The 21,994-nt window shown below is 70.8% G+C and carries 25 protein-coding genes and 1 tRNA gene; 16 read left to right on the forward strand and 10 right to left on the reverse strand.

All coding sequences use genetic code 11. The annotated features are described in order from the left end of the window. The first annotated feature begins 4 nt into the window (after window positions 1–4). The 5 genes from AB0E14_RS25445 (at window position 5) to AB0E14_RS25465 (ending at window position 3,927) form a co-directional block, all read left to right on the forward strand. Window positions 5–463, forward strand: a complete 459-nt coding sequence (locus AB0E14_RS25445) for a peroxiredoxin (RefSeq protein ID WP_362422427.1) — start codon at window positions 5–7, stop codon at window positions 461–463. A gap of 150 nt (window positions 464–613) precedes the next feature. Further along, window positions 614–1,189 (forward strand): TerD family protein, encoded by a 576-nt coding sequence (locus AB0E14_RS25450; protein WP_158986948.1) that lies wholly within the window; start codon window positions 614–616, stop codon window positions 1,187–1,189. Between the two features lie 153 nt (window positions 1,190–1,342). Beyond that, window positions 1,343–1,918, forward strand: a complete 576-nt coding sequence (locus tag AB0E14_RS25455) for a TerD family protein (protein WP_362422546.1) — start codon at window positions 1,343–1,345, stop codon at window positions 1,916–1,918. A gap of 30 nt (window positions 1,919–1,948) precedes the next feature. After that, on the forward strand, window positions 1,949–3,091 hold the full coding sequence (locus tag AB0E14_RS25460) for a DUF475 domain-containing protein (RefSeq protein ID WP_362422432.1): 1,143 nt from the start codon (window positions 1,949–1,951) through the stop codon (window positions 3,089–3,091). Window positions 3,092–3,186: 95 nt separating this feature from the next. After that, window positions 3,187–3,927 carry a Tellurium resistance gene (locus AB0E14_RS25465; protein ID WP_362422435.1) on the forward strand — a complete coding sequence of 247 codons (741 nt, stop codon included), beginning with the start codon at window positions 3,187–3,189 and terminating at the stop codon, window positions 3,925–3,927. A 9-nt stretch (window positions 3,928–3,936) separates the two neighbouring features. On the opposite strand, the gene AB0E14_RS25470 is transcribed toward AB0E14_RS25465, so the two are convergent. After that, the gene (locus AB0E14_RS25470) at window positions 3,937–4,845 is read right to left on the reverse strand and encodes a TerD family protein (RefSeq protein WP_362422438.1); all 909 of its coding nucleotides are present in this window, start codon (window positions 4,843–4,845) and stop codon (window positions 3,937–3,939) included. A 201-nt stretch (window positions 4,846–5,046) separates the two neighbouring features. Between AB0E14_RS25470 and AB0E14_RS25475 the strand changes: the two genes are divergently transcribed. The 3 genes from AB0E14_RS25475 to AB0E14_RS25485 are packed head-to-tail and all read left to right on the forward strand — an operon-like array spanning window position 5,047 to window position 9,695. After that, window positions 5,047–6,225, forward strand: a complete 1,179-nt coding sequence (locus AB0E14_RS25475; RefSeq protein WP_362422440.1) for an HpcH/HpaI aldolase/citrate lyase family protein — start codon at window positions 5,047–5,049, stop codon at window positions 6,223–6,225. Window positions 6,226–6,258: 33 nt separating this feature from the next. Next, window positions 6,259–8,805, forward strand: coding sequence for a phosphoribosyltransferase (locus AB0E14_RS25480; protein WP_362422549.1), 2,547 nt, complete (start codon window positions 6,259–6,261; stop codon window positions 8,803–8,805). A 20-nt stretch (window positions 8,806–8,825) separates the two neighbouring features. Then, window positions 8,826–9,695, forward strand: coding sequence for an HAD family hydrolase (locus AB0E14_RS25485; RefSeq protein ID WP_362422552.1), 870 nt, complete (start codon window positions 8,826–8,828; stop codon window positions 9,693–9,695). Here AB0E14_RS25485 and AB0E14_RS25490 read toward each other — a convergent pair. Next, a complete protein-coding gene (locus AB0E14_RS25490; protein WP_362422443.1) occupies window positions 9,658–10,275 on the reverse strand; it encodes a DedA family protein in 618 nt (205 codons plus the stop codon). The genes AB0E14_RS25485 and AB0E14_RS25490 overlap by 38 nt on opposite strands. Window positions 10,276–10,593: 318 nt before the next feature. On the opposite strand from AB0E14_RS25490, the gene AB0E14_RS25495 reads away from it, so the two are divergent. Both AB0E14_RS25495 and AB0E14_RS25500 read left to right on the forward strand, forming a co-directional pair. Next, the gene (locus AB0E14_RS25495) at window positions 10,594–11,772 is read left to right on the forward strand and encodes a sensor histidine kinase (RefSeq protein ID WP_362422555.1); all 1,179 of its coding nucleotides are present in this window, start codon (window positions 10,594–10,596) and stop codon (window positions 11,770–11,772) included. Next, window positions 11,763–12,410, forward strand: coding sequence for a response regulator transcription factor (locus tag AB0E14_RS25500; RefSeq protein ID WP_362422446.1), 648 nt, complete (start codon window positions 11,763–11,765; stop codon window positions 12,408–12,410). The genes AB0E14_RS25495 and AB0E14_RS25500 overlap by 10 nt, the downstream gene beginning before the upstream one ends. A 48-nt stretch (window positions 12,411–12,458) precedes the next feature. Here AB0E14_RS25500 and AB0E14_RS25505 read toward each other — a convergent pair whose 3' ends face one another. The 3 genes from AB0E14_RS25505 to AB0E14_RS25515 all read right to left on the reverse strand — a co-directional run bounded on the left by AB0E14_RS25505 (window position 12,459) and on the right by AB0E14_RS25515 (window position 14,843). Continuing rightward, the gene (locus tag AB0E14_RS25505; protein WP_362422449.1) at window positions 12,459–12,677 is read right to left on the reverse strand and encodes a zinc ribbon domain-containing protein; all 219 of its coding nucleotides are present in this window, start codon (window positions 12,675–12,677) and stop codon (window positions 12,459–12,461) included. A gap of 10 nt (window positions 12,678–12,687) precedes the next feature. Further along, a complete protein-coding gene (locus tag AB0E14_RS25510; protein WP_362422452.1) occupies window positions 12,688–14,043 on the reverse strand; it encodes a hypothetical protein in 1,356 nt (451 codons plus the stop codon). A gap of 119 nt (window positions 14,044–14,162) precedes the next feature. Beyond that, a complete protein-coding gene (locus AB0E14_RS25515; RefSeq protein WP_362422455.1) occupies window positions 14,163–14,843 on the reverse strand; it encodes a DUF4097 family beta strand repeat-containing protein in 681 nt (226 codons plus the stop codon). A gap of 245 nt (window positions 14,844–15,088) precedes the next feature. On the opposite strand from AB0E14_RS25515, the gene AB0E14_RS25520 reads away from it, so the two are divergent. Further along, window positions 15,089–15,163 (forward strand) — tRNA-Val (locus tag AB0E14_RS25520). 164 nt (window positions 15,164–15,327) lie between these two features. Here AB0E14_RS25520 and AB0E14_RS25525 read toward each other — a convergent pair. Beyond that, complete coding sequence (locus AB0E14_RS25525) at window positions 15,328–15,756, reverse strand: hypothetical protein (protein WP_362422458.1); 429 nt, start codon at window positions 15,754–15,756, stop codon at window positions 15,328–15,330. 8 nt (window positions 15,757–15,764) lie between these two features. Next, window positions 15,765–16,478, reverse strand: coding sequence for a hypothetical protein (locus tag AB0E14_RS25530; RefSeq protein WP_362422460.1), 714 nt, complete (start codon window positions 16,476–16,478; stop codon window positions 15,765–15,767). Window positions 16,479–16,773: 295 nt separating this feature from the next. Between AB0E14_RS25530 and AB0E14_RS25535 the strand changes: the two genes are divergently transcribed. Then, a complete protein-coding gene (locus AB0E14_RS25535; protein WP_362422463.1) occupies window positions 16,774–17,307 on the forward strand; it encodes a DUF6221 family protein in 534 nt (177 codons plus the stop codon). A gap of 405 nt (window positions 17,308–17,712) precedes the next feature. After that, on the forward strand, window positions 17,713–18,288 hold the full coding sequence (locus AB0E14_RS25540; RefSeq protein ID WP_362422466.1) for a hypothetical protein: 576 nt from the start codon (window positions 17,713–17,715) through the stop codon (window positions 18,286–18,288). Window positions 18,289–18,299: 11 nt separating this feature from the next. Here AB0E14_RS25540 and AB0E14_RS25545 read toward each other — a convergent pair whose 3' ends face one another. Next, window positions 18,300–19,064 (reverse strand): alpha/beta hydrolase, encoded by a 765-nt coding sequence (locus AB0E14_RS25545; RefSeq protein ID WP_362422468.1) that lies wholly within the window; start codon window positions 19,062–19,064, stop codon window positions 18,300–18,302. 121 nt (window positions 19,065–19,185) lie between these two features. On the opposite strand from AB0E14_RS25545, the gene AB0E14_RS25550 reads away from it, so the two are divergent. Beyond that, complete coding sequence (locus AB0E14_RS25550; RefSeq protein ID WP_362422471.1) at window positions 19,186–19,671, forward strand: DUF4231 domain-containing protein; 486 nt, start codon at window positions 19,186–19,188, stop codon at window positions 19,669–19,671. On the opposite strand, the gene AB0E14_RS25555 is transcribed toward AB0E14_RS25550, so the two are convergent. Next, complete coding sequence (locus AB0E14_RS25555) at window positions 19,668–20,426, reverse strand: GntR family transcriptional regulator (RefSeq protein ID WP_362422474.1); 759 nt, start codon at window positions 20,424–20,426, stop codon at window positions 19,668–19,670. The genes AB0E14_RS25550 and AB0E14_RS25555 overlap by 4 nt on opposite strands. Window positions 20,427–20,649: 223 nt before the next feature. On the opposite strand from AB0E14_RS25555, the gene AB0E14_RS25560 reads away from it, so the two are divergent. Next, on the forward strand, window positions 20,650–20,865 hold the full coding sequence (locus AB0E14_RS25560) for a hypothetical protein (RefSeq protein WP_362422558.1): 216 nt from the start codon (window positions 20,650–20,652) through the stop codon (window positions 20,863–20,865). Window positions 20,866–20,997: 132 nt separating this feature from the next. Continuing rightward, window positions 20,998–21,252 carry a DUF2277 domain-containing protein gene (locus AB0E14_RS25565; protein WP_362422477.1) on the forward strand — a complete coding sequence of 85 codons (255 nt, stop codon included), beginning with the start codon at window positions 20,998–21,000 and terminating at the stop codon, window positions 21,250–21,252. Here AB0E14_RS25565 and AB0E14_RS25570 read toward each other — a convergent pair. Further along, the gene (locus tag AB0E14_RS25570; RefSeq protein WP_362422561.1) at window positions 21,206–21,835 is read right to left on the reverse strand and encodes a VTT domain-containing protein; all 630 of its coding nucleotides are present in this window, start codon (window positions 21,833–21,835) and stop codon (window positions 21,206–21,208) included. The genes AB0E14_RS25565 and AB0E14_RS25570 overlap by 47 nt on opposite strands. Window positions 21,836–21,994 lie beyond the last annotated feature (159 nt).

The following is a 21,994-nucleotide window of genomic DNA, read 5'->3' on the forward strand; positions in this document are numbered from 1 at the left end:
CGTCATGGCGATCGAGGTCGGGACCAAGGCCCCGGAGTTCGAGCTCAAGGACAACCACGGCCGCACCGTGCGCCTGTCCGACTTCCGCGGCGAGAAGAACGTGGTCCTGCTCTTCTACCCGTTCGCCTTCACCGGCGTCTGCGCCGGCGAGCTGGGCGAGCTGCGCGACAACCAGCCCCAGTTCGTCAACGACGACACCCAGCTCCTCGCCGTCTCCACCGACTCGATCCACACCCTGCGCGTCTTCGCCGAGCAGGAGGCCCTGGAGTACCCGCTGCTCTCCGACTTCTGGCGGCACGGCGAGGCCTCCCGCGCCTACGGCGTCTTCGACGAGGACAAGGGCTGCGCCGTCCGCGGCACCTTCATCATCGACAAGGAGGGTCTCGTCCGGTGGAGCGTCGTCAACGACCTGCCGGACGCCCGCGACATCGACGACTACGTCAAGGCGCTCGACACCCTCTGAGAACTCGACATCCTCCGAGAACCCGACACTCTCTGGGAACCGGGGCGAATCGTCTGTCCAGCTCGGGAACCCGTCACTAGGATCCACTCGTTGATCCGAATGCCAACGCACGACGGGGGCGCTGCCCCTGGAAACCACATGGAGGGACTCGTGGGAGTCAGCCTCAGCAAGGGCGGCAACGTCTCGCTGACCAAGGAGGCCCCTGGCCTGACCGCCGTCACCGTCGGTCTGGGCTGGGACGTCCGCACCACCACCGGTACGGACTTCGACCTCGACGCCAGCGCCATTCTGGTCAGCGCGGAGGGCAAGGTCCGCAACGACCAGGACTTCGTGTTCTTCAACAACCTGAAGAGCGCCGACGGCTCGGTCGAGCACACCGGTGACAACCTCACCGGCGAGGGCGAGGGTGACGACGAGCAGGTCAAGGTCAGCCTGGCCACGGTGCCCGCCGATGTCGCCAAGATCGTCTTCCCGGTCTCGATCTACGACGCCGAGAACCGCCAGCAGTCGTTCGGTCAGGTCCGCAACGCGTTCATCCGCGTCGTGAACCAGGCCGGCGGCGCCGAGATCGCCCGGTACGACCTCTCCGAGGACGCCTCGACCGAGACCGCCATGGTCTTCGGCGAGCTGTACCGCAACGGCGACGAGTGGAAGTTCCGCGCGGTCGGCCAGGGCTACGCCTCGGGCCTGCGCGGCATCGCCGCCGACTTCGGCGTCAACGTCTGAGTCGCGCACCACTGACACGTCCGGCGCCGCACACCCCGTGCGGCGCCGGACGTGCCTCACGAGCAGGGCCATGAACGGCACCAGCGGCACCAGCAGGACCACGAGCAGGACCATCGGCGGGACCACCGCAGCTTCACCGGGGAGGACACACACATGGGCGTCACGCTCGCCAAGGGAGGCAACGTCTCCCTCTCCAAGGCCGCACCCAACCTCACCCAGGTGCTGGTGGGCCTCGGCTGGGACGCGCGCTCCACCACGGGAGCCCCCTTCGACCTCGACGCCAGCGCCCTGCTGTGCCAGTCGGGCCGGGTGATCGGAGACGAGTTCTTCGTCTTCTACAACAACCTCAAGAGCCCCGAGGGCTCCGTCGAGCACACCGGTGACAACCTCACCGGCGAGGGTGACGGCGACGACGAGTCGCTCATCGTGGACCTGGTCAAGGTCCCGGCCCACTGCGACAAGATCGTCTTCCCGGTCTCCATTCACGACGCCGACAACCGTGGCCAGACCTTCGGCCAGGTCAGCAATGCCTTCATTCGCGTGGTGAACCGCGCGGACGGCCAGGAACTCGCCCGCTACGACCTCTCCGAGGACGCCTCCACCGAGACCGCGATGATCTTCGGCGAGCTGTACCGGTACGGCGGCGAATGGAAGTTCAGGGCGGTGGGGCAGGGGTACGCGTCCGGCCTCCGGGGCATCGCTCTAGACTTCGGGGTCAACGTTTCGTAAAGCCGCGTACTTAAGACGATGGGGTAGACAGTGGTACTGAAAACCTTCGGCTGGTCGTTCGCCATCACGGCGCTCGGTCTGGTCGCAGCGGTGTTCTACGGGGGGTGGGAAGCGTTCGGGATCGTCGCGATCCTGTGCGTCCTCGAGATCTCGCTGTCCTTCGACAACGCGGTGGTCAACGCCGGAATCCTGAAGAAGATGAATGCCTTCTGGCAGAAGATCTTCCTCACGATCGGCATTCTGATCGCCGTCTTCGGCATGCGGCTGGTCTTCCCCGTCGTCATCGTCGCGATCAGCGCCAAGATCGGCCCCATCGAGGCCGTCGATCTCGCGTTCAACGACGCCGAGCGCTACGAGCAGCTCGTGACCGACGCGCACCCGTCGATCGCTGCCTTCGGCGGAATGTTCCTGCTGATGATCTTCCTCGACTTCATCTTCGAGGACCGCGACATCAAGTGGCTCGGCTGGCTCGAGCGGCCGCTGGCCAAGCTCGGCAAGATCGACATGCTGTCGGTCTGCATCGCCCTGATCGTCCTGGCGATCAGCGCCATGGCCTTCGCCCCCGAGGCCCACCAGCACGCCGGGCACGCCGACAAGACGTCGACCGTCCTGCTCTCGGGCGTCCTCGGCCTCATCACGTACCTGATCGTCGGCGGTCTCTCCGGCTTCTTCGAGAACAAGCTGGAGGAGGAAGAGGAGCGCGAGCACGAGGCCGAGGAAGAGGCCAAGCGCGAGGGCAAGAAGGTCTCCGCCGTGCAGCTGGCCGGCAAGGCCGCCTTCTTCATGTTCCTCTACCTCGAGGTCCTCGACGCGTCGTTCTCCTTCGACGGTGTCATCGGCGCCTTCGCCATCACCAACGACATCGTCCTGATGGCGCTCGGCCTCGGCGTCGGTGCCATGTACGTCCGTTCGCTGACGGTCTACCTGGTCCGCCAGGGCACCCTCGACGACTACGTCTACCTCGAGCACGGCGCCCACTACGCCATCGGCGCCCTCGCCATGATCCTCATGGTCAGCATCCGGTACCAGATCCCCGAGCTCGTCACCGGCCTCATCGGTGTCGCCCTCATCGGCTGGTCCTTCTGGTCCTCCGTCCGCCGCAACAGGGCCCTGGCGGCGGCCGAGGGAAACGCTGACTCCCCGGGCAAGACCGAGGTGTCGTCCGGGGTGTGACACCCCGGGCAATGAGGAACGCTTCACTGCGGGGCGGCCGGTGCACCCGGCCGCCCCGTCGCGTATGACCAGGTTTCGAGTGGGGGGTGGGGCGCATGGGCTTCTGGGACGGCCTGTTTCCGGGGAGGGCGTGGGCGCAGTTCGATTCGGGCAGCGCCGCCAGCAACTCCATCGACCTGACCAAGCGCCGCCCGACGGTCTCCCTCACCCAGCAGGGGGCCGCCACCGGCAATCTGCGCGTCAACCTCTCCTGGCGGATGCGCACCTCCGACATCGAGGGCCGCTCCCGGCAGAGCGGCCGGCTGCTGCGGCACCCCTCGAAGCTCTTCAAGCCCGAGGTCGTCCAGGCGCACACCCAGAGCATGGTCAACGTCGACCTGGACCTCGGCTGCCTGTACGAGCTGGCCGACGGCAGCAAGGGCGTCGTCCAGCCGCTCGGCGGCTTCTTCGGATCGCTGAACGCCGCGCCGTACGTGAACCTGAGCGGTGACGACCGGTTCGGCGGCTCCTCCGGCGAGACGATCTTCGTCAACCTCGACCACCGCGACGAGATCAAGCGGCTGCTCTTCTTCGTCTACATCTACGACCAGACCCCGGCCTTCGACCGCACCCACGCCAAGGTGACGCTCTACCCGAGCAACGGGCCGCGGATCGAGATCGAACTCGACGAGCGCGCCCCGCAGGCCCGCTCCTGCGCCGTCTTCAGCGTCGAGAAGGTCAAGGACGAGCTGATCGTCCGCCGCGAGGTCAAGTTCGTCTACGGCTTCCAGGCCGAGCTGGACCGGCTCTACGGCTGGGGTCTGCAGTGGGGACGCGGCTACAAGACCAAGGCCTGACCGCCTGTGTCAGGGGCGGAGGAACTGGGGGCCCATCGGCGGCAGCCGGAAGTTCGGGTCCGGGGCGTGCGCGGCGGCAGCGGCCGGCTGCGGATAGCCGTAACCCGGGCGGTCGCCCGAGACCGGCTGCGGATAGCCGTAGCCGGGCGGCCCGGAGACCGGGGGAGTGGTCGGCTGCGGCGGCACGGACACCGGTACGGGAGGTGCGGCAGGCGCGGGCCCGGCGCCGGCCCCGGGAGCCTGGACGACCGTCGCGTCGAGGTCCACGGGCGTGGCCGGATCCTGGCCCCGCGCAGGGGCGTCCTGGCCCCGCGCGGGGGCGGAGCCGGAGTCCGGCGCCGTACCGGCCCCGGAAGCCTCCTCCGTGCCCTCGTCGACGGAGATCCCGAAGTCGGTGGCGAGGCCGACGAGCCCGGTCGGATAGCCCTGGCCGACCGCGCGGAACTTCCAGCCGTCCCCGCGCCGGTACAGCTCGCCGCAGATGATGGCGGTCTCCTCGCCCGTCTCCGCCTTCACGTCGAACAGGGCCAGCGGCTCGCGGTCCGCTGCGGTCGCGTCGTAGAGCAGGATCCGCAGGTCGGAGACGCGCCGGAAGGTGTCGCCGTCCGAGGAGGCCGCGATCACCACCTGGTCGACCGACGGGTCGAGCCCGCCCAGCTCGGCCTCCACCGTGTCCGTGAGCCCCTCGGCCACACGCTTCTTCGGCAGCCGCCGCACCAGGCCCGAAGGGTGGCGCGGCTGGTTGTAGAAGACGAAGTCCTCGTCGGAGCGCACGCGCCCGTCGGCGCCGAGCAGCAGCGCCGAGGCGTCCACGTCGGGGACCCCGGGGCCCGGGGTCCAGCGGAGCACGGCCCGTACGGCCGCGGTGTCGAGAGGGACGTTGGAGCCCTTCAGCATCGCGTGCGTCATGACCGTCATCCTGCCTTCCCGCCCGCCCGCCGGACAACGCGGGGGCCGTACGGAACCGCGCGTCGCGCCGGATCGGGCTGCGCGAGGCATGTGACGGATACGGACGAGTTACCTGGATTTCATACACGCGGGGAACTAAGGACACCCGCACCTACGTACTATTACCGGCCACATGTTGTCAGGGCCCGCAGGAGCAGTCGGGGGATTCATATGCGTCATTTCGGGCACATCCCGGCCTCCACACGGGCCGGACTCTTCCACCAGGAGCCCGCCGAGTTCACGGCGGACTCTCCCGCCGGCACGCTCGCCGTGGCCCTGGGAGCCACCCTCTACAGCCCGGCGACCCGCCCGCGCCTCGCCGACGACGTGCGCAAACAGGCCGCGCGCGGGGTCGTCTCCATGGTGCTCTGCCTGGAGGACTCCATCGCCGACGCCGACGTGGAGGCCGCCGAGAGCAACCTGGTCCACCAGTTCGCCGAGCTCGCCCGCGCCGAGGCGGACGGCACCGGTCCCGACACACCCCTGCTCTTCATCCGGGTCCGTGAGCCCCACCAGATCACCGACCTGGTCAGGCGCCTCGGAGACACCGTCCGTCTGCTGTCCGGATTCGTACTGCCCAAGTTCACCGAGACCCGCGGCCGGGCCTTCCTGGAGGCCCTCACCACCGCCGAGCGGTCCAGCGGCAGAAGACTCTTCGCCATGCCCGTCCTGGAGTCGCCCGAGCTGCTCCACCTGGAGACCCGCGCCGACACCCTCGCGGGCATTGCCGCCACCGTCGACAAGTACCGGCACCGGGTCCTCGCGCTGCGCCTCGGCGTCACCGACTTCTGCTCCGCGTACGGGCTGCGCCGCTCGCCCGACATGACGGCCTACGACGTGCAGCTCGTCGCGCATGTCATCGCCGACGTCGTCAACGTCCTCGGCCGCTCCGACGGCACCGGCTTCACCATCACCGGACCCGTCTGGGAGTACTTCCGGCTCGGCGAGCGGATGTTCAAGCCCCAGCTGCGCCGCAGCCCCTTCCTGGAGGGCCGCGCCGAGGACCTGCGCACCGCGCTCATCGAACACGACCTCGACGGGCTGCTGCGCGAGATCGAACTCGACCGGGCCAACGGCCTGCTCGGCAAGACCTGCATCCACCCCACCCATGTGGTGCCGGTGCACGCACTCTCCGTGGTCAGCCACGAGGAGTGGAGCGACGCGCAGGACATCCTGTGCCCCGAACGCGGCGGGGGCGGAGTGATGCGCTCCGCGTACACGAACAAGATGAACGAGGTGAAGCCGCATCGCGCGTGGGCCGAACGGACCCTCATGCGCGCCGAGGTCTTCGGCGTCGCCCACGAGGACGTCGGCTTCGTCGATCTGCTCACCGCCGGCCTGGCCGGCTGACGGAAGGTGAACCGGAACGTGGTCCGGAACGTGATGTGGTCGGGAACGTGGGTCGCCGAGCGGCTCGGCGTCGAGCTGGAGGGCGACGAGCGGCTCCCGGACATGCTGGGCCTCGCGCTGCGCCGCAACCCCAGGCGGGCACATCTGCTGGTCTCCAACGTGCTCGGCAAGCACGTGCCGCAGCGGCCGAGCGTCGTCCACGGCTCCGGCCACGCGCTCGGTGTGCGCGTGCGCGAGCTGCTCGGCGACGAGGAGGCGGCCCGGGCCGTGGTCCTCGGGTACGCGGAGACGGCCACCGGCCTCGGCCACTCCGTGGCGGACGGCCTCGGCCACGCCCCGTACCTGCACTCCACCCGGCGGCCCGTCGACGGCGTGCCGAGCGCGGGCGGCTTCGAGGAGTCCCACTCGCACGCCACCTCCCACCTCCTGCTCCCCGAGGACCCGAAGCTGCTCGCGGGGGAGGGGACGCTGGTCCTCGTCGACGACGAGTTCTCCACCGGCAACACGGTCCTCAACACCATCCGCGACCTGCACGCGCGCTACCCCCGCGAGCGGTACGTGGTCGTCGCCCTCGTCGACATGCGCTCCGCCGCCGACCTCGGCCGCCTGGCCGGCTTCGCCCAGGAGATCGGCGCCCGCGTCGACCTCGTGACCGGCGCGGCCGGCACCGTACGGCTCCCGGACGGCGTCCTGGAGAAGGGCCAGGCACTGGTCGCCGCGCACGAGACCGCGTACGAGACCGGGGCCGGGGCAGGAGGGGACGGGGCAGGGCACGGGCCCGCGCCCGTCCGGGCGGCCTCCACGGCCTCCACGGCCCCCACGCGGGTCGAGCTCGGCTGGCCCGCCGGCGTCCCGGACGGCGGCCGCCACGGCTTCCGCGCGGACCACGCAGCCGCCCTCGACGAGGCCCTGCCGACGATGGCCGCGAGGCTGGACGCGGCCCTCGGCGGCGCCCGCCGGGTGCTCGTCCTCGGCTTCGAGGAGCTGATGTACGCGCCGCTGCGGCTCGCCGGCGCCCTGGAGGACGCCGGACGGGACGTCGCGTACTCCACGACCACCCGCTCGCCCGTCCTCGCCGTCGACGACCCGGGCTACGCGATACGGACCCGGCTCGTCTTCCCCGCCCACGACACGCCCGCGGACGGCCCCGGCGAGCGGTACGCGTACAACGTGGCCGGCGCCGGCTTCGACGCGGTCGTGGCCGTCGTCGACTCGGTCGCCGACACCCCGGAACTGCACGCCCCGGACGGCCTGCTCGCCCAGCTCGCGGGCCACATCCCGCAGGTGCTGCTCGCGGTGGTCCCGTCGTACGTACCGGCGCCCGTACCGGCGCCCGCCCCCGTCAGGGGCACCCCGGAGGTCACCGCCTCCCACGCCTCTCACGCTTCCCAGGCTCCGCAAACTTCCGAAGCTTCCGAAGCTCCCGAAAGGAGCTCCATGCTGCCCGAGCCCCTCCGCGGCCCCGCCTTCTCCTCGTACGCCCCCGAGGAGGTCGGCTGGCTGCTCCAGGACCTCTCGGACGTCGAGCTCGAGGCCCCGACCGAGGAGCGCGAGGAGGCGATCCAGAGCGGCGGCGCGCACTACGCCGAGTCGCTGCCGGTCGAGTACCAGCCGAGCCCCCAGTACCAGGAGCTGTTCCACGCCGCCCTGGAGACCTCCGCCGCCCGGATAGCCCGCGCGGTCGGCACCGTCACCGAGACCGTCCTCGCGGAGAAGAAGGGCACGCCCGTGCTCGTCTCCCTCGCCCGGGCCGGCACCCCGGTCGGCGTCCTCATGCGCCGTTGGGCCCAGGCCCGGCACGGCCTCGACCTGCCCCACTACGCCGTCTCCATCGTGCGCGGCCGCGGCATCGACGCCAACGCGCTGCGCTGGCTCGCCGCCCACCACGACCCGGCCGACGTCGTGTTCGTCGACGGCTGGACCGGCAAGGGCGCCATCACCCGCGAACTGGCCGAGGCGCTCCGCCCGTTCCCCGGCTTCGACCCCGAGATCGCGGTCCTCGCCGACCCGGGCTCCTGCGTCCGCACCTACGGCACCCGCGAGGACTTCCTCATCCCCTCCGCCTGCCTCAACTCGACCGTGTCCGGCCTGATATCGCGGACCGTCCTGCGCGCCGACCTCGTCGGCCCGGACGACTTCCACGGCGGAAAGTTCTACCGCGAGCTGGCCGGCGCCGATGTCTCGGGCGCCTTCCTCGACGCCGTCGCCGCCCACTACGACGAGGTCGCCGAGGACGTCGACACCGCGGTCAAGGAACTCCTCGCCGCCGACCGCACGCCCACCTGGGAGGGCTGGGCGGCCGTCGAGCGGATCAGCGAGGAGTACGGCATCCACGACGTCAACCTGGTCAAGCCCGGCGTCGGCGAGACCACCCGGGTCCTGCTGCGCCGCGTGCCCTGGAAGATCCTCGCGAAGCGCGGCGCGGGCGCCGACCTCGCCCACGTACGCCTCCTCGCCGAGCAGCGCGGAGTCCCCGTCGAAGAGGTCGACGACCTGCCGTACACCTGCGTGGGTCTGATCCATCCACAGTTCACAAGGGGCGCCACGGGCGCCGACGGAAAGACGGTGGTCTCGCAGTGACGTCGGTGAACAGCACGGTGATGGTCGCGAGCGACCTCGACCGCACGCTGATCTACTCCTCGGCCGCGCTCGCGCTCGGCATGCCGGACGCGCAGGCGCCCCGGCTGCTCAGCGTCGAGGTGCACGAGTCCAAGCCGCTCTCGTACCTGACCGAGGAGGCGGCAGGCCTCCTGGAGCGGCTGGCCGGCGAGGCCGTCTTCGTCCCCACGACGACCCGCACCCGCAAGCAGTACCAGCGCATCCAACTCCCCGGCCGCCGGCCGGCGTACGCGATCTGCGCCAACGGCGGGCACATCCTCGTCGACGGCGTCGCCGACCGCGACTGGCACGCCTCCGTGGTGCGCAGGCTCGCCGAGGAGTGCGCGCCGCTCTCCGAGATCCGCGCGTACTTCACCGCGACCACCGACCTGTCCTGGGTGCGCAAGCACCGGGTGGCCGAGGATCTCTTCGCGTACCTCGTGGTCGAGCGCGAGCGGATGCCGCAGGAGTGGCTGAAGCGGTTCGAGGAGTGGGCGGACGAACGCGGCTGGACGGTCTCGCTCCAGGGCCGCAAGGTGTACGCGGTGCCGAAGCCGCTCACCAAGAGCGCGGCGATGCGCGAGGTCGCCCGGCGCTGCGGCGCCGGCCTCGTCCTGGCCGCCGGTGACTCGCTCCTCGACGCGGACCTGCTGCTCGCCGCCGACCGGGCCTGGCGCCCGGGCCACGGCGAGCTGGCCGACACGTCCTGGACGGCGCCGCACCTCGACGTGCTCGCCGAGCGGGGCGTGGCGGCCGGTGAGGAGATCCTCCGCCGCTTCCGTACGGCGGTCGCCGAACACCGGGCGTCGTCGGCCACGCTGCCGGGACAGACCGTCAACGGTTCCCCCGCCGCGCTCCCCGACCAGACCTGAGCAGCCGGGTCGCCACGAAGGCCAGGACGGCGGCGGCCGCGACGACGAGCACCACCTTCGAGTAGACGGACACGTAACCGGTGACCTGGTCCCAGTTGTCACCGAGCGCGTGACCGGCGAGCACGAAGGTGGTGTTCCAGATCGCGCTGCCGAGGGCGGTCAGCACGAGGAAGGTCGGCAGCGGCATGCGTTCCACGCCGGCCGGCACCGAGATGAGGCTGCGGAAGATCGGCACCATCCGGCCGAAGAACACGGCCTTCGTACCGTGCCGGACGAACCACGCCTCGGTCCGTTCGATGTCGGAGACCTTCACCAGCGGCAGGCGGGCCGCGATCGCGACGGTCCGCTCGCGGCCGAGGAGCGCGCCGACACCGTAGAGCGCGAGCGCGCCGACGACGGAGCCGGCCGTGGTCCACAGCAGCGCGGCGAGCAGCCCCATCCGGCCGCCGGCTGCGGCGAACCCGGCGAGAGGCAGGATGACCTCGCTCGGGATGGGCGGGAAGAGGTTCTCCAGTGCGACGGCGATCCCGGCGCCGGGCGCGCCGAGCGTGTCCATGAGGCTGTTGATCCAGTCGTCCATGAACTCCACGCTAGGAACCGGGGCAGGCCCGGCGGACTGAAGGCGACCGCACGACAGAGTGCGGTTTTCCGCAGTGCGCACGGCGCCGTCGCCGGGCTAGCGTGACGGCTCATGACGAACGAACCGGACCGCCCGACGACCGCGGAGAGCGGCGACCGGTCACGGTGGCGGCGTGCGGGTGCGGGCATGGGTGCGGGCCCGGGCATAGGTATTGGCGCGGGCACGGGTGCGGGCAAGGGCATGGGTGTGGGCGCGGGCACGGGCGTGGGTGCGGGTGTGGGTGCGGGCACGGGCACCGGTGTGGGCACGGGCACGCGCATGGGCGTGGGCGTCGCGGCGCGGTGGGGGTGGCTCGCCCCGCGGCTCGGCCGGTGGATCCGATGGGCGATCGGCCTCGCGTCGGGCGCCGGGACCGCCGTCGTCGAGCTGCTCGGCAGCCTCCTCTTCGGCCTCGTCCTGCTGCCCACGTCCGCCTGGCCGCGAGGCAGGCGCGCCGTACTGCGCGCGGCCACCGCCGCCGCGCACACCCTCACCCGCGTCGAGCGGGCCCGCCTCGGCCGCCTTCTCGACGTGCGCGTCCCGCCGGTCCACCAGGAGGGCGCCGCCCTGCGTCACCTCGCGGCACGCTGGCCCGTCGGGCTCCTCGGCGGTGTCGTCCTCGGCTGCGCCGCCTACGGCCTCCTCCTCGGCTTCTTCGGCTTCCTCGGCTGGCTGGTCACCGACATCGAGCACCCCTTCCTCGTCGCCGTCAGCGGTGTCGGCGGCTTCTTCCTGCTCTTCCTCTCCGCCCAGGGCGCCCTGGGCGTCGTCGCCCTGGAGGACAGACTGGCCCGTCACTTCCTCGGCCCCAGCCCCGCCGACGCGCTGGAGGCCAGGATCGCCCAGCTCGCGACGAGCCGGGCCGAGGTGATGGACGTCGTCCACGACGAGCGGCGGCGGATCGAGCGCGACCTCCACGACGGCGTCCAGCAGCGGCTCGTGGCGCTCGGCATGCTCCTCGGCCGGGCCCGCCGCCTCCGGGCCCGCGACCCCGAGGCCGCCGACGCGCTGCTGCTCCAGGCCCACGAGGAGAGCCGCCGGGCGCTGGCCGAACTGCGCGAGGTGGCCTGGCGGGTCCACCCGGCCGTCCTCGACGAGGGCGGTCTGCGGGCGGCCCTTGAGGCGGTCGCCGAACGGAGCCCGCTGCCGGTGGCCCTCGGCTACGCGGTGGAGCGGCCGCTCCCCAGGGCGGTGCGGACGGTCGCGTACTTCCTCGTCTCGGAAGCCGTCACCAATGTGGTCAAGCACGCGGGCGCGACCAGGATCGACGTACAAGTAGCACTGGAGGGCGAGGAGTTGAGCGTACGAGTGGCGGACGACGGGGCGGGCGGGGCGGACCCGTCCGGCAGCGGTCTCAGCGGGCTCGCGAGCCGGGCGGCCGCGCTGGACGGGCGGTTCGCGGTGGACAGCCCGGCGGGCGGGCCGACGGTCGTACGGGCGGTCCTGCCGTGCGCGTGATCCTGGCGGAGGACTCCACGCTGCTGCGGGAGGGGCTCGTACGGCTCCTGGCCGAGGAGGGCCACGAGGTGACGGCGGCCGTCGGCACCGGGACCGAACTGCTCGCGGCGGTCCGCTCGGACCCGCCGGACGTGGTCGTCGCCGACGTCCGGATGCCGCCCACGCACACCGACGAGGGGCTGCGGGCGGCCCTGGAGATCCGGCGGGAGCTGCCGGGGGTCGGGGTGCTCGTCCTGTCGCAGTACGTGGAGCGGCGGTACGCCACCGAGCTGCTGACGGGCGAGTCGGGCGCGGTCGGCTATCTACTCAAGGACCGGGTGGCGCAGGTGGACGAGTTCCTCGACGCCCTGGAACGGGTCGGCGAGGGGCGGACGGCGTTCGACCCGGAGGTCGTCCGCAGACTGCTCGTCCGCACCTCGCACACCGATCCGCTCGCCCGGCTGACGCCCCGGGAGGGCGAGGTGCTCGCGGCGATGGCGCAGGGACACACGAACGCGGCGATCGCCGGCCGGCTGCACGTGTCGCGGAGCGCGGTGGAGAAACACATCAACGCGATCTTCGACAAGCTGGAGCTGACGGGCCGGGGCGAGGGGTACAGCAGACGGGTCCTGGCGGTCCTGCGCTACCTGGGCAGCTGACTGCCTACCGCCGCGAGGCGCCCTCCCGCCTACCGTCGCGAGGTGCCGCTATCCGCAGCACCCACCCCCGCAGCACCCACCGCCACCGCCACCCCCACCACCGTTCGCCGTCGGCTGGGCGGTCCCCCCGACGGCGACGGCGGACAGCAGCTTGACGGTGTCCTCGTGCCCGGCCGGGCAGGACGCGGGGGCGGAGGACTCGGCCATGGGCCGGTTGAGCTCGAAGGTGTCTCCGCAGGAGCGGCAGCGGTACTCGTAACGAGGCATGGGAACGAGGTTAGCGGTGTCCGCCGCCCTGGCCACCGCCCCGGTCCTCGCGGATCTGCTCGACGACGTGCGCGGCGGAGGCGCGGATGGCCTCCAGCTCGGTGAGGAAGTGCCAGTAGTCCGGGTGGCGGCCTTCCTCCAGCGAGTGCACGGCCCGGTCGAGCCGTGCGACGGCGTCGTCGAGGGGGCGCGCGTGGCGGGGGTCGGGGGTGTTCCGGCCCGCCATGGCGAGGCGCTGGGCGTCGCGGACGGCGAACCGGGCGCGGTCGATCTCGGCCTTCGGGTCCTTGGCGACGGCGTTCAGACGGCGAAGCCGGTCGCCGGCGGCGGAGACGGCCTCGTCGGTGGAGTTCAGGAGGGCCCGGGCGGTGGCGAGGAGGCTCGTGGCGTCCGGCCACCGCTGCTCGTCGCGGGCCTTGGCGGCCTCGGTGAGCTTCTCCTCGGCCTTGCGGACCGTCTCGGCGGCCTGGTCGGGCACGTGCTGCAGATCCTGCCAGCAGGCGGCGGAGAAACGGCGGCGGAGCTCGGAGAGGACGGGTTCGACGCCACCGGCCCGAGTGGTGAGCGCCTCGGCGCGGGTACGGAGGGAGACGAGGCGCTTGCCGGTCTCGGCGGCCCGCTCGGGGAGCCGCTCGGCCTCGGTGCGGACGGCCTCGGCGTCGCGCAGGACGCGGTCGGCGCGCTGGAGGGTCTCGGCGACGCCGTGGCGGCCTGCGCCCTCGTTGAGCCGGGTCAGCTCGGGGCCGAGGCGGGCGAGCCTGGTGGCGAGGTCGTCGGCCCGGAGCCCGGCCTCGCGGGCGGTGTCGAGCGCGGTGCTCGCGGCCCGCAGCGCCTGTCGCGCCCGCTCGACGGCCGGGGCGAGCCGGGCGAGCTGGGTCTCGGCCGTGTCGAGGAGGGGCCGCAGTCCTTGCTCGAACCGGTCGAGCTCGCCCTTGACCCGGACGAGCTCCTCCTTGGCACGGGTCAGCTCCGTACGGGCGCGGTTGGCGGTGGCCGCGTCGAGCTCGTCACGGTCGAGGTCGTGGGCGTCGACGGCGGTGATGTAGGCGTGGCTGACCTCGTCGATGCGCCGGCCGAGGGCGGCGAAGCCGTCGACGGCCCGGCGGGCGCCGGGGGAGTCGTCGACGGCGGTGATCGTCTCGATCGAGATCCGCAGATCGCGCTGGGCGGTGTCCAGCTCGTAGAACGCGGCGGCGGCGTCGTCCTTGGCGGCCTGCGCCTCGGCCCGCTGACTCTCCCCGCGCCCACCGAACCAGCGCCGGTTGCCCCCGCTGGCGAAGGCGGCGGGCAGCAGCCCGAGCACAAGCAGCGGGAGCACGAGGGCAAGCGGCGCGGCTCCCCGGCCCCCGCCCGCCCCCGAGGTCACGGCGCTCGTGGATGTACCCCTACGGTGAGTCGCCGCCACGTCCCTCTCCCGCGCTGTCGTCCGCCCTGCCCCGGTCCGGGTTCATTCTCCCACCAGGTAAGGACGAACACACGAGCCCGTCAGTTCGCGCTGCGGACGACGACTTCCCCGTTGTCGCTGCGCGCGGTCACGACATGGGGGCTGCCCTTCCGGGTGGGCACGTCGACCCGGACGCTCCCGTTGTCGCTGCGCCCGTCGACGTCGTAGTCGGCGGAAGAGGGCAACACGAGATCGACCTCCCCGTTGTCACTGAAGGCCTCGACCTTCGAGGGCACGGAGTCGAGCACGATGCGCACGGCCCCGTTGTCGGACCGGGCGACGACCCGCCCCGAGGTGGTGCCGCCCTCGACGACGACCTCGCCGTTGTCGCTGGTCAGATCGAGGGCCCCGGAGGAGCCCCGGACGAGGACGGCGCCGTTGTCGGACCGTACCTTCAGGTCCGTGTCGAACCCCGAGGCCGTCACCTGCCCGTTGTCGTCCTCCACGGTGACGGCGACGCCCCGGGGCACCTGGATCCGATGAACGGACTCACAGTCCGAGGCAACGGCATCGCACTCGACCCGCAGCGTGAGCCGCCCGTCCTCGAGCCCCCACGTCGCGTCGGGCCCGTCGCCCATGAACACCCACCCGTCGACCTGCCGGCTGACCCGCACGTCCTTGATGTCGGCGGGCTCGATCTCCAGCTCGGAGTCGTCGGAATCGACGACGAGCGTGTCCCCGGAGAAGGCGAAGCTCTTCTTCTCGACGGGAGCCCCGTCCACCTCGGCACCCCCGCACCCGGCCACCCCCAGCACGACCACCCCGACCCCGACCGCAGCCCGCACCCGAAACCCCCGACGACCACCCACGCCAACCCCCATCCCGACAACCCGACCCTCCCAACCTACGCACGGCCCCCACCCCGCACGATCCGGCGACCCACCCCCTCGATGGTGGGGCTATCCCCCGTGAACAACCGGTTTGCGGGACCCACCCATGAGCCATGTACGCTGTTGCCTCACTCCACGGGTGCGTAGCTCAGGGGTAGAGCGCTGCTCTTACAAAGCAGATGTCGGCGGTTCGAAACCGTCCGCGCCCACCAGTGCAAAGGCCCCCTACCGAATCTTGGTAGGGGGCCTTTGACGGTAGAGGCCGACGGCAGGAGTGGGAGCCGGGCGGGTCGTGGGGGAGAGCGGCCGACCGATCGAGTGGCGGTGAAACGCCTGCTCCGACGGACTCACGGGCTGCGCGGCAGTGATCAACAATTCAGCACGCCTGGGATTGTCGCCCAAGGTGATCGTTGATGAGCTTGATATCCCTTTTGTCCTTTTCTCGATTGGATCTCATCTTCCACTCCAGGACTTCAGAGAGGGGGCAGAAGGGAATCCCTTGCACCAGTTGTGCGGATTCGATCAACTCATCGGTGTCGCGCGCGCCGGGGAGCCAGCGGTCGAAGATCTCGATGTCGCCCTCGAACAGCACCACCATCAAGCCGTGACCTGAGGGTGGAACCTTCGCTTCGGCGTTCCGCAACGCGATCTTCCAGGCGTCTCCCCGTGCCACGACATCAAGGTCGCTCACGTCCTGCCTGAGGCCGTGCGCGAGCAGGGGGCCGCTCCCGGCCACTACGTAGTCGGCCGGTGGCAGGTGCAGATCCAGCAGTTCCCGAACGAAAGGGTGCTGCCTGAGCTCCAAAGACCCTCCTAGAGGACAGGTAGCCCCACTGCTGCGCGTGCAGCCACGCTCATGACCATTGCTGCGATGACGCTCGCCAGCGTACCGATGAGGAAGTACTTCGACGCGTGGTTGACGTGGTCCACCGGAGCGCGCGCCAGCGCCTTTGCCGCCAGTACCAGGGCCGCGGCCTCAGGCTGACCTGCGGCGAGAAAGGCGAACAGCAGGCCGCGTTCGACGAGGCCGATGGTTCTGCCACCGCTTCGGATCAGAGTCAACGCCGACTCTCTGTTCGGGCCGTCCGGCAGGCTGTAGACCTCCTCCACCACGGGGTCGGTCACGGCCTTGACCAGAGCACCCCCACCGAAGACGGCGATGAGCATGGCCGACAACATCACGGCGACCGTGTCATTCCGCAGCAGCTCAGAGCCGACCTGAGAGGCGGTGGACCAAGCGGTCCATACGCCCCAGAGCACCCCGGCCGTCACGGCTGCGGCGCCAATTCGTTTGGTGGTGCTTGTCGTCCCTGAGATCAGTGACGTTGTGATGGAGAAGCCAAGGGATGGCGTGGATGTCGACCGGAGAAGCAGGGTGAATCCCAGCGCCAGGAGCGCTGCCGAGATCAAGGCACTCCAGGACTTCACTCCGTCGAGATAGGGACCGACGACGTAGCCGCCGTAGGCGAGTGTGAACGCAACGGCTGCTCCAGGCCGCGTTGTGAACCACTTGCGCTCCCAGGACACGACTAACGGTGCTGCCAGCCCCAAGAAGACTCGCGCTGCCTCCAAGGCTCCCCCAACTCCCCTTGCTGTTAAGCATTTTCGGCTCGACGCAAGATCCTAGCCGCCAGCGACAGTTCGCCACCCCAGTGATGGTGCGGACGCGCAGCAACGGACGACTTCGCAGTGCGCGTGCCATCCTGGCGACGGTCTCAGAGGGGAGTCGGCGCACCGGATGTCGGCGGTTCCAAACCGTCGGCGACCGCCAGCGCGAAGGCCCCGTGCCGATCGCGGCGGGGGACTTTGCATAAGGTGAGCCATGGCTAGCAACAAGTACGGTGCTCTGTGCGCAGCTGAGTTGTGCGCGACCTTCGTGCCGCCCGGCGGTGGCATCCTTGTTCGCGGTGAGAACGGCTGGCTCACCTACTGTCCCGACGACGACCCGGCTCTCGGTCCGCGCAGGTTCTCGGTAGATCCTGAGGAAGGCGACCACGAACCGATGGTCGCCTTCCTCCACGCTCGCCTCGATGAGGAGGAGGACACTGCCGGAGCCGCGGGGGTCACGGACTGGCGGCACTGGCCGGCCCGTAGTCAGAGAGTCGTCGATGATCACGGCGAGCTGGTTGTCGCCTGTCCACTGCGGGACGTTGCCGATCAGATCGCCACCTGGGGGCCGATGTCCGTCGTGGCGAACGTCGAAGCCCGGCGCATGGTGCTTGACCTGTACGAACAGGCCACGGTCGGCCCCGTACGCGATGCCCATCGCGAGGCGGTCCGGGCATTGGTGATGGCGTACCGCGATCACGTGGACTATGACACCGCCTGGACTTTGCGGAATCGGGTGGGTGGGTGACCGCCGCGCCGAACCGATCGTGGCGCGGGCCTTCGTCCGCGCCCAGTATCACCACGGGCTGGGGCATGTGCACGCCCACGTCTTGGCGTGTGCGGCCTGATCTGCACAGGCGATCCCCCTTTTGATGCGGTTGCACGCGCTCCTTTCGGTTGCCGTGGCCTGCCCGGACGGGTTCGGAAGTGGAATCCGATAGCAGCGGTTGTCATCGCAACGTTCCTTGTTCTGAATGCGATCGTGGGGCGCGGCGCGAGCATGGGGCCGTCCCAGTTCCACATCACCTTGGAGGCGGTATCAGCCGCTTCGTTCGGCGGCGACGTCGGGTGGCCCGGGGGTGGGGTGCCGTGTGCGGAAACGTGGTGGCCAGGGCCTGGGTCGGCGTGTGAGGGTTTGGGGGTGGGGAATTCTGTGGCGTATGCCGTTTTTCAGAGCGTCGATGCGGCGACTGCCTATGCGCAGGCCAAGCGGCTCCGTGGGCTGATGGCGCGGTGTGATGGCGAAGTCGGGCTCTTCGCGGAGGTGCGGGTCGTCGATGATCTGCGGCGGATGGCGACCGTTTTGCCCGAGGCTCGCTACGACTACGAGGAGATGCGCAGGGGCGCGGCCGGGGAGTACCTCTGGTTCGACCTTGATGTCGCAGCGGCGGATGACGCGACGTTGGAGTCGCACCTGCCGATGTACCTGCTGGAGGACGCTCCTACGGGAAGCGTGGAGGATCGGTTCGTGGCGGCGCTCGGTGAGGGTATGGGCGCCATCGCCTGGCATGGATTGTGGCCCGACGAGCCCGAGTCGGAGCAGTATCCGTCGGCCAAGTACGACGGGGTTCAGGTCGTGTTCCATGGAGACGATGCTCAGTGGGACGACTGGACCGAGCAGCACACCGTCTTCGTCCATGTCGGCAAGTTCGGTGACCTGGCTCGGGCCCAGAAGCTTGCCGCGTGTATCGGGGGCGAGGTTCTGGGCGAGCCGCAGATCGGGTGGTGACGGGCCGCTGGTCAGTGCGTGGGTGAGAGGAAGTCTGCCACCGTCGCGGCGAATTGGGGTGGGGCGTCGTGGTGGACCACGTGGCCGGCGCCCAGTTCCACCAGGTGGGCTCCGCCCTTGTGGCGGGTGATCATTTCTCTGGCGTGGGCGGCGTCCAGTTCGTCGCTGCGCGTTCCGCGGATCAGGAGCGTGGGGCAGGTCAGCGACGTCCAGTCCTGCCAGTGGTCGCCGCACAGGGCCTTCTGGGACCTCACCGTGTCTTCTACGTCGAAGGAGAAGCCCCAGCCTGTCTCCGACCGGCGGAAGGCGCATGCGAGGTAGGGGGCCGCCGGGCCCAGGGCCGTCATCAGTGCCTCGTGCGACGGGGCGCGGTGCGGTAGGCCGAGGGTGAAGGACCAGTCGCAGTCCACCACCGCGCCGATGTCCTCGACGATCAGTGCGCTGACCCGATCCGGCCGCCGGGCGGCGTACTGGTATGCGTTGACCCCGCCCAGTGAGTGGCCCAGGACCGGTACCGGGCCGATGTCCAGGTGGTCGTGGAAGGCCGCGACGTCGGCCACGTAGTCGTCCCGCTCGTAGCTCTCGGCGCGGTCCGACTCGCCGTGCCCGCGTTGGTCGAGTGCTATCACCCTCCAGCGCGGCGCCAACGCCTCGGCCAGGGGCTCGAACGCGGACGCCTCGTTGTAGTGGCCGTGCAGGGCCAGCAGTGGCCTGCCCGGGCCGCCGAAGTCCAGATAGGACAGGTTCCGTCCGTCGGAGATGAAGAACTCGCGCATGCAGGGATGGTAGGCGGCTGCCGGCGGCAGCCGGCGGTTGACTGGGTGGGGTGCGTGACGGTGTACTCCGGGCATGGTTGACGTGGGGGATGCGCCTGATGCCGAGGTCGACGGTGGCGTGATGACGCCACAGCGATATGTCGACAGCAGATTGACGCAGTATCAGGAGTGGTACGACCTCAAGGCCACCAAGATGAAGGCCATGCATCTGCGCATGCGTACCCTCGCCGTCGTCGGTGGTGCGCTCGTGCCCGTGCTCGTCAATCTCGATCTCGGGTTCGCCAAGGTCACCGCCACCGTGCTGAGCCTCGTCGTCGTCGCCTCCGTGTCGTTGGAGAGCGTGTACCGGTACCGCGAGCAGTGGAAGAACTACCGCTCCACCGAACAGCTCCTCGGGCACGAGCGCGTGTACTTCGCCGCCCGCGTCGGGCCGTACCAGGGGCTGAACGAGCGGGATTGCTTCACCCTTCTTGTCGCCCGCGTCGAGAAGGCCATCGCCAGTGAGAACTCCGCGACCCTCAACGTCATGACCCTCGGCGGGCAGGTCAACGCCGATGTGCAGCAGGGCGGCGGAGTGCCCGGGGCTCGGGCGGCCGGTCAGAACTAGGCGTCGAAGTCGTACTCCAGTACGTAGGACGCCGAGTCCAGCGTCATCTCGTTCAGTTCCACCGCTGCCCCCCTTTCCGTGAACGCCGTTCGGGCGATCAGGATCACCGGCGTCCCGAACTCAAGGCCCAGACGCGCCGATTCGTCCGCCGTCGGCATGCGGCAGCGGATCTCCTCGCGGAAGTGGACCGGCTGGTGGCCGAGTTCGGCCAGGCGGGCGTACGTGCCGCCCGGGCCCGTGTCCGGGGTCGCGATCGGGGTGTCCTGGGCGAGTGCGGCCGGGAGGTACGAGACCGAGAGCAGGACCGGCTTGTCGTCCAGGACGAAGCGGCGGCTGCGCACGCACACCGGCGCGCCGGCCGGCAGGCCCAGCGCTCCCGCGACGCGCGCGTCCGCCGTCGCCGCGCCGACGGCGATCTGGTCCACGACCAGGGCGCGGTCCTCGATGTCCGCCGACCAGACTGAGCGGCCCGTGCCCCAGTGGTCCTGCGCGAGCCGCGGGATGCCTCGCCGGCGCAGGGGGCGGAACGTGCGGACGAAGACCCCGGCGCCCTTGCGGGCCTCCGCCAGGCCCTCGTTGCGCAGGACCGAGAGCGCCTGCCGGGCCGTCATCCGTGCCACCTCGTACGTCGTCATCAGATCGTTCTCACCGGGGAGCCGGTCGCCGGGGGCGAAGGCGCCTGACTGGATGGCGGTTCTCAACTCGTCGGCGATGCGCTGGTACTTGGGCCGACGACCGCTGTCCTGGTCAGTCATGGGTGGACCACTCCCTTCGTCTGCGGGACACCCTACGGCGCACTCAGGCGAGGTGCCGCACGCGTCTGCGCCGACCTGTGCGCGCGATCCATCCAACGGGGGACATCTCTAGAGATACGTTGACAGGGGGGAGCCTTCCGGCTTCTCTGGGTGTATCTCTAGAGATCTGGAATCCGGAAACTGGAGATCCTGAGTCCCCGGGACGGAGGGGTTCGTGCAGCCCATGCCCGAGGTCGGCGACCTCGTACGTGACACGGCCACCGGGCTTGTCGGCTTCTACGTCGACAGCGTCGCCGGCCGCTATCTCATCCGGCCCGTCAGCGGCGGCTGCGCGTGGGAGGCCGACCCCCGGGACGTCCAGCTCGCCACCCCCATGCGTGAGCTTCGGGCGCGTGCCGCCGAGATCAATGCCAGGAGTCGGCGCGGGCTGAGTTCGTAGGCCCCCCGGGAGGGCTCAGTTCGTAGGTCCCGGGAGGGTTGAGTTCGTGGGCCGGGCCGCCGGGGCGCCGGGCCGCCAGGGCCTGGAAGCGTGCGACCGGCCGCTGTCAGTGGGGTGCGCGACACTGGAAGCATGTGCCGCAGCATCAAGACCCTCCGGCCTCCGGCCCTCCCCGAAGAGGCGACCGAGGACGACATCCACGCCGCCGCCCTGCAGTACGTCCGCAAGGTCTCCGGCTTCCATCGGCCCGCCGCGCACAACCGCGAGGTGTTCGATCAGGCCGTCGACGAGATCGCCGCGGCGACCGCCCGGCTCCTCGACGGACTCGAAGTGCGCGGGCTCAAGAAGCCGGAGCCGGTGCGGGAGCCGCAGCCGGACGCCGTATGACGTAGGCCGCCAACGCCCCCGCGAGGAACAGGGCGAGGACGGACACGCCCACGCCCACCCAGGTCGCGCCCAGCCACAGCCCGCCGAACCAGCCGAGCGCCACGCTGTAGCTCGCCCAGGCCACGCCCGCGAGGGCCGACCACGGCAGGAAGTCCACGATCCGGCGCTTCGCCGCGCCCGCGCCCAGGGACACCACCGAACGGCCCGCCGGAGCGAACCGCGCGATCACCACCAACAGGCCGCCGCCCCGCGCCAGGGCGGTGCCGAGACGTTCCTGCGCGCGCGTCAGCCTGCGGGAGCGGGAGATCGCCCGGTCGAGGCGGGCCCCGCCGCGCCACGCCAGCCGGTACGCGACGAAGTCGCCGAGCACCGAGGCCGTGGCCGCGACGAGGAGGAGCGGGACGACGGACGGCACGTCCGGGGAGGCCGCGGTGGCGGTCGCCGCCGCCGTCGCGGCCGTGATCACCAGGACCCCGCTCGGCAGCACCGGCAGGAAGACGTCGAGCAGTACCGACGTGGCCACCGCCGCGTAGATCCAGGGGCCCGCGGTCAGCGACCGCAGTGACCCGATGCTGTCGAGCACGTTCACAGCGCTAGAGCGTACGCGGCGGAGGGCGGCGGATACCGGCAGGGGCCGGAAATCCGCCCATGTACGGATCGCGTACGGCCTTTCGTGGGCGGGCGGATGCCGTATTGCGTACGGACTTCCGTGGGCCGGTGTCGTGTGTACTCCGCAGGCGGA

Source organism: Streptomyces sp. NPDC047981 (assembly GCF_040653315.1).
Classification (GTDB): Bacteria; Actinomycetota; Actinomycetes; order Streptomycetales; family Streptomycetaceae; genus Streptomyces.

Coding starts and splice junctions, on each gene's coding strand:
- AB0E14_RS25550 (WP_362422471.1), top strand. CDS start 19,186: ATGACGCCACAGCGATATGTCGACAGCAGATTGACGCAGTATCAGGAG.
- AB0E14_RS25470 (WP_362422438.1), bottom strand. CDS start 4,845: ATGACGGTCATGACGCACGCGATGCTGAAGGGCTCCAACGTCCCTCTC.
- AB0E14_RS25480 (WP_362422549.1), top strand. CDS start 6,259: ATGTGGTCGGGAACGTGGGTCGCCGAGCGGCTCGGCGTCGAGCTGGAG.
- AB0E14_RS25565 (WP_362422477.1), top strand. CDS start 20,998: ATGTGCCGCAGCATCAAGACCCTCCGGCCTCCGGCCCTCCCCGAAGAG.
- AB0E14_RS25505 (WP_362422449.1), bottom strand. CDS start 12,677: ATGCCTCGTTACGAGTACCGCTGCCGCTCCTGCGGAGACACCTTCGAG.
- AB0E14_RS25445 (WP_362422427.1), top strand. CDS start 5: ATGGCGATCGAGGTCGGGACCAAGGCCCCGGAGTTCGAGCTCAAGGAC.
- AB0E14_RS25475 (WP_362422440.1), top strand. CDS start 5,047: ATGCGTCATTTCGGGCACATCCCGGCCTCCACACGGGCCGGACTCTTC.
- AB0E14_RS25465 (WP_362422435.1), top strand. CDS start 3,187: ATGGGCTTCTGGGACGGCCTGTTTCCGGGGAGGGCGTGGGCGCAGTTC.
- AB0E14_RS25560 (WP_362422558.1), top strand. CDS start 20,650: ATGCCCGAGGTCGGCGACCTCGTACGTGACACGGCCACCGGGCTTGTC.
- AB0E14_RS25485 (WP_362422552.1), top strand. CDS start 8,826: ATGGTCGCGAGCGACCTCGACCGCACGCTGATCTACTCCTCGGCCGCG.
- AB0E14_RS25535 (WP_362422463.1), top strand. CDS start 16,774: ATGGCTAGCAACAAGTACGGTGCTCTGTGCGCAGCTGAGTTGTGCGCG.
- AB0E14_RS25490 (WP_362422443.1), bottom strand. CDS start 10,275: ATGGACGACTGGATCAACAGCCTCATGGACACGCTCGGCGCGCCCGGC.
- AB0E14_RS25545 (WP_362422468.1), bottom strand. CDS start 19,064: ATGCGCGAGTTCTTCATCTCCGACGGACGGAACCTGTCCTATCTGGAC.
- AB0E14_RS25555 (WP_362422474.1), bottom strand. CDS start 20,426: ATGACTGACCAGGACAGCGGTCGTCGGCCCAAGTACCAGCGCATCGCC.
- AB0E14_RS25495 (WP_362422555.1), top strand. CDS start 10,594: ATGGGCGTGGGCGTCGCGGCGCGGTGGGGGTGGCTCGCCCCGCGGCTC.
- AB0E14_RS25455 (WP_362422546.1), top strand. CDS start 1,343: ATGGGCGTCACGCTCGCCAAGGGAGGCAACGTCTCCCTCTCCAAGGCC.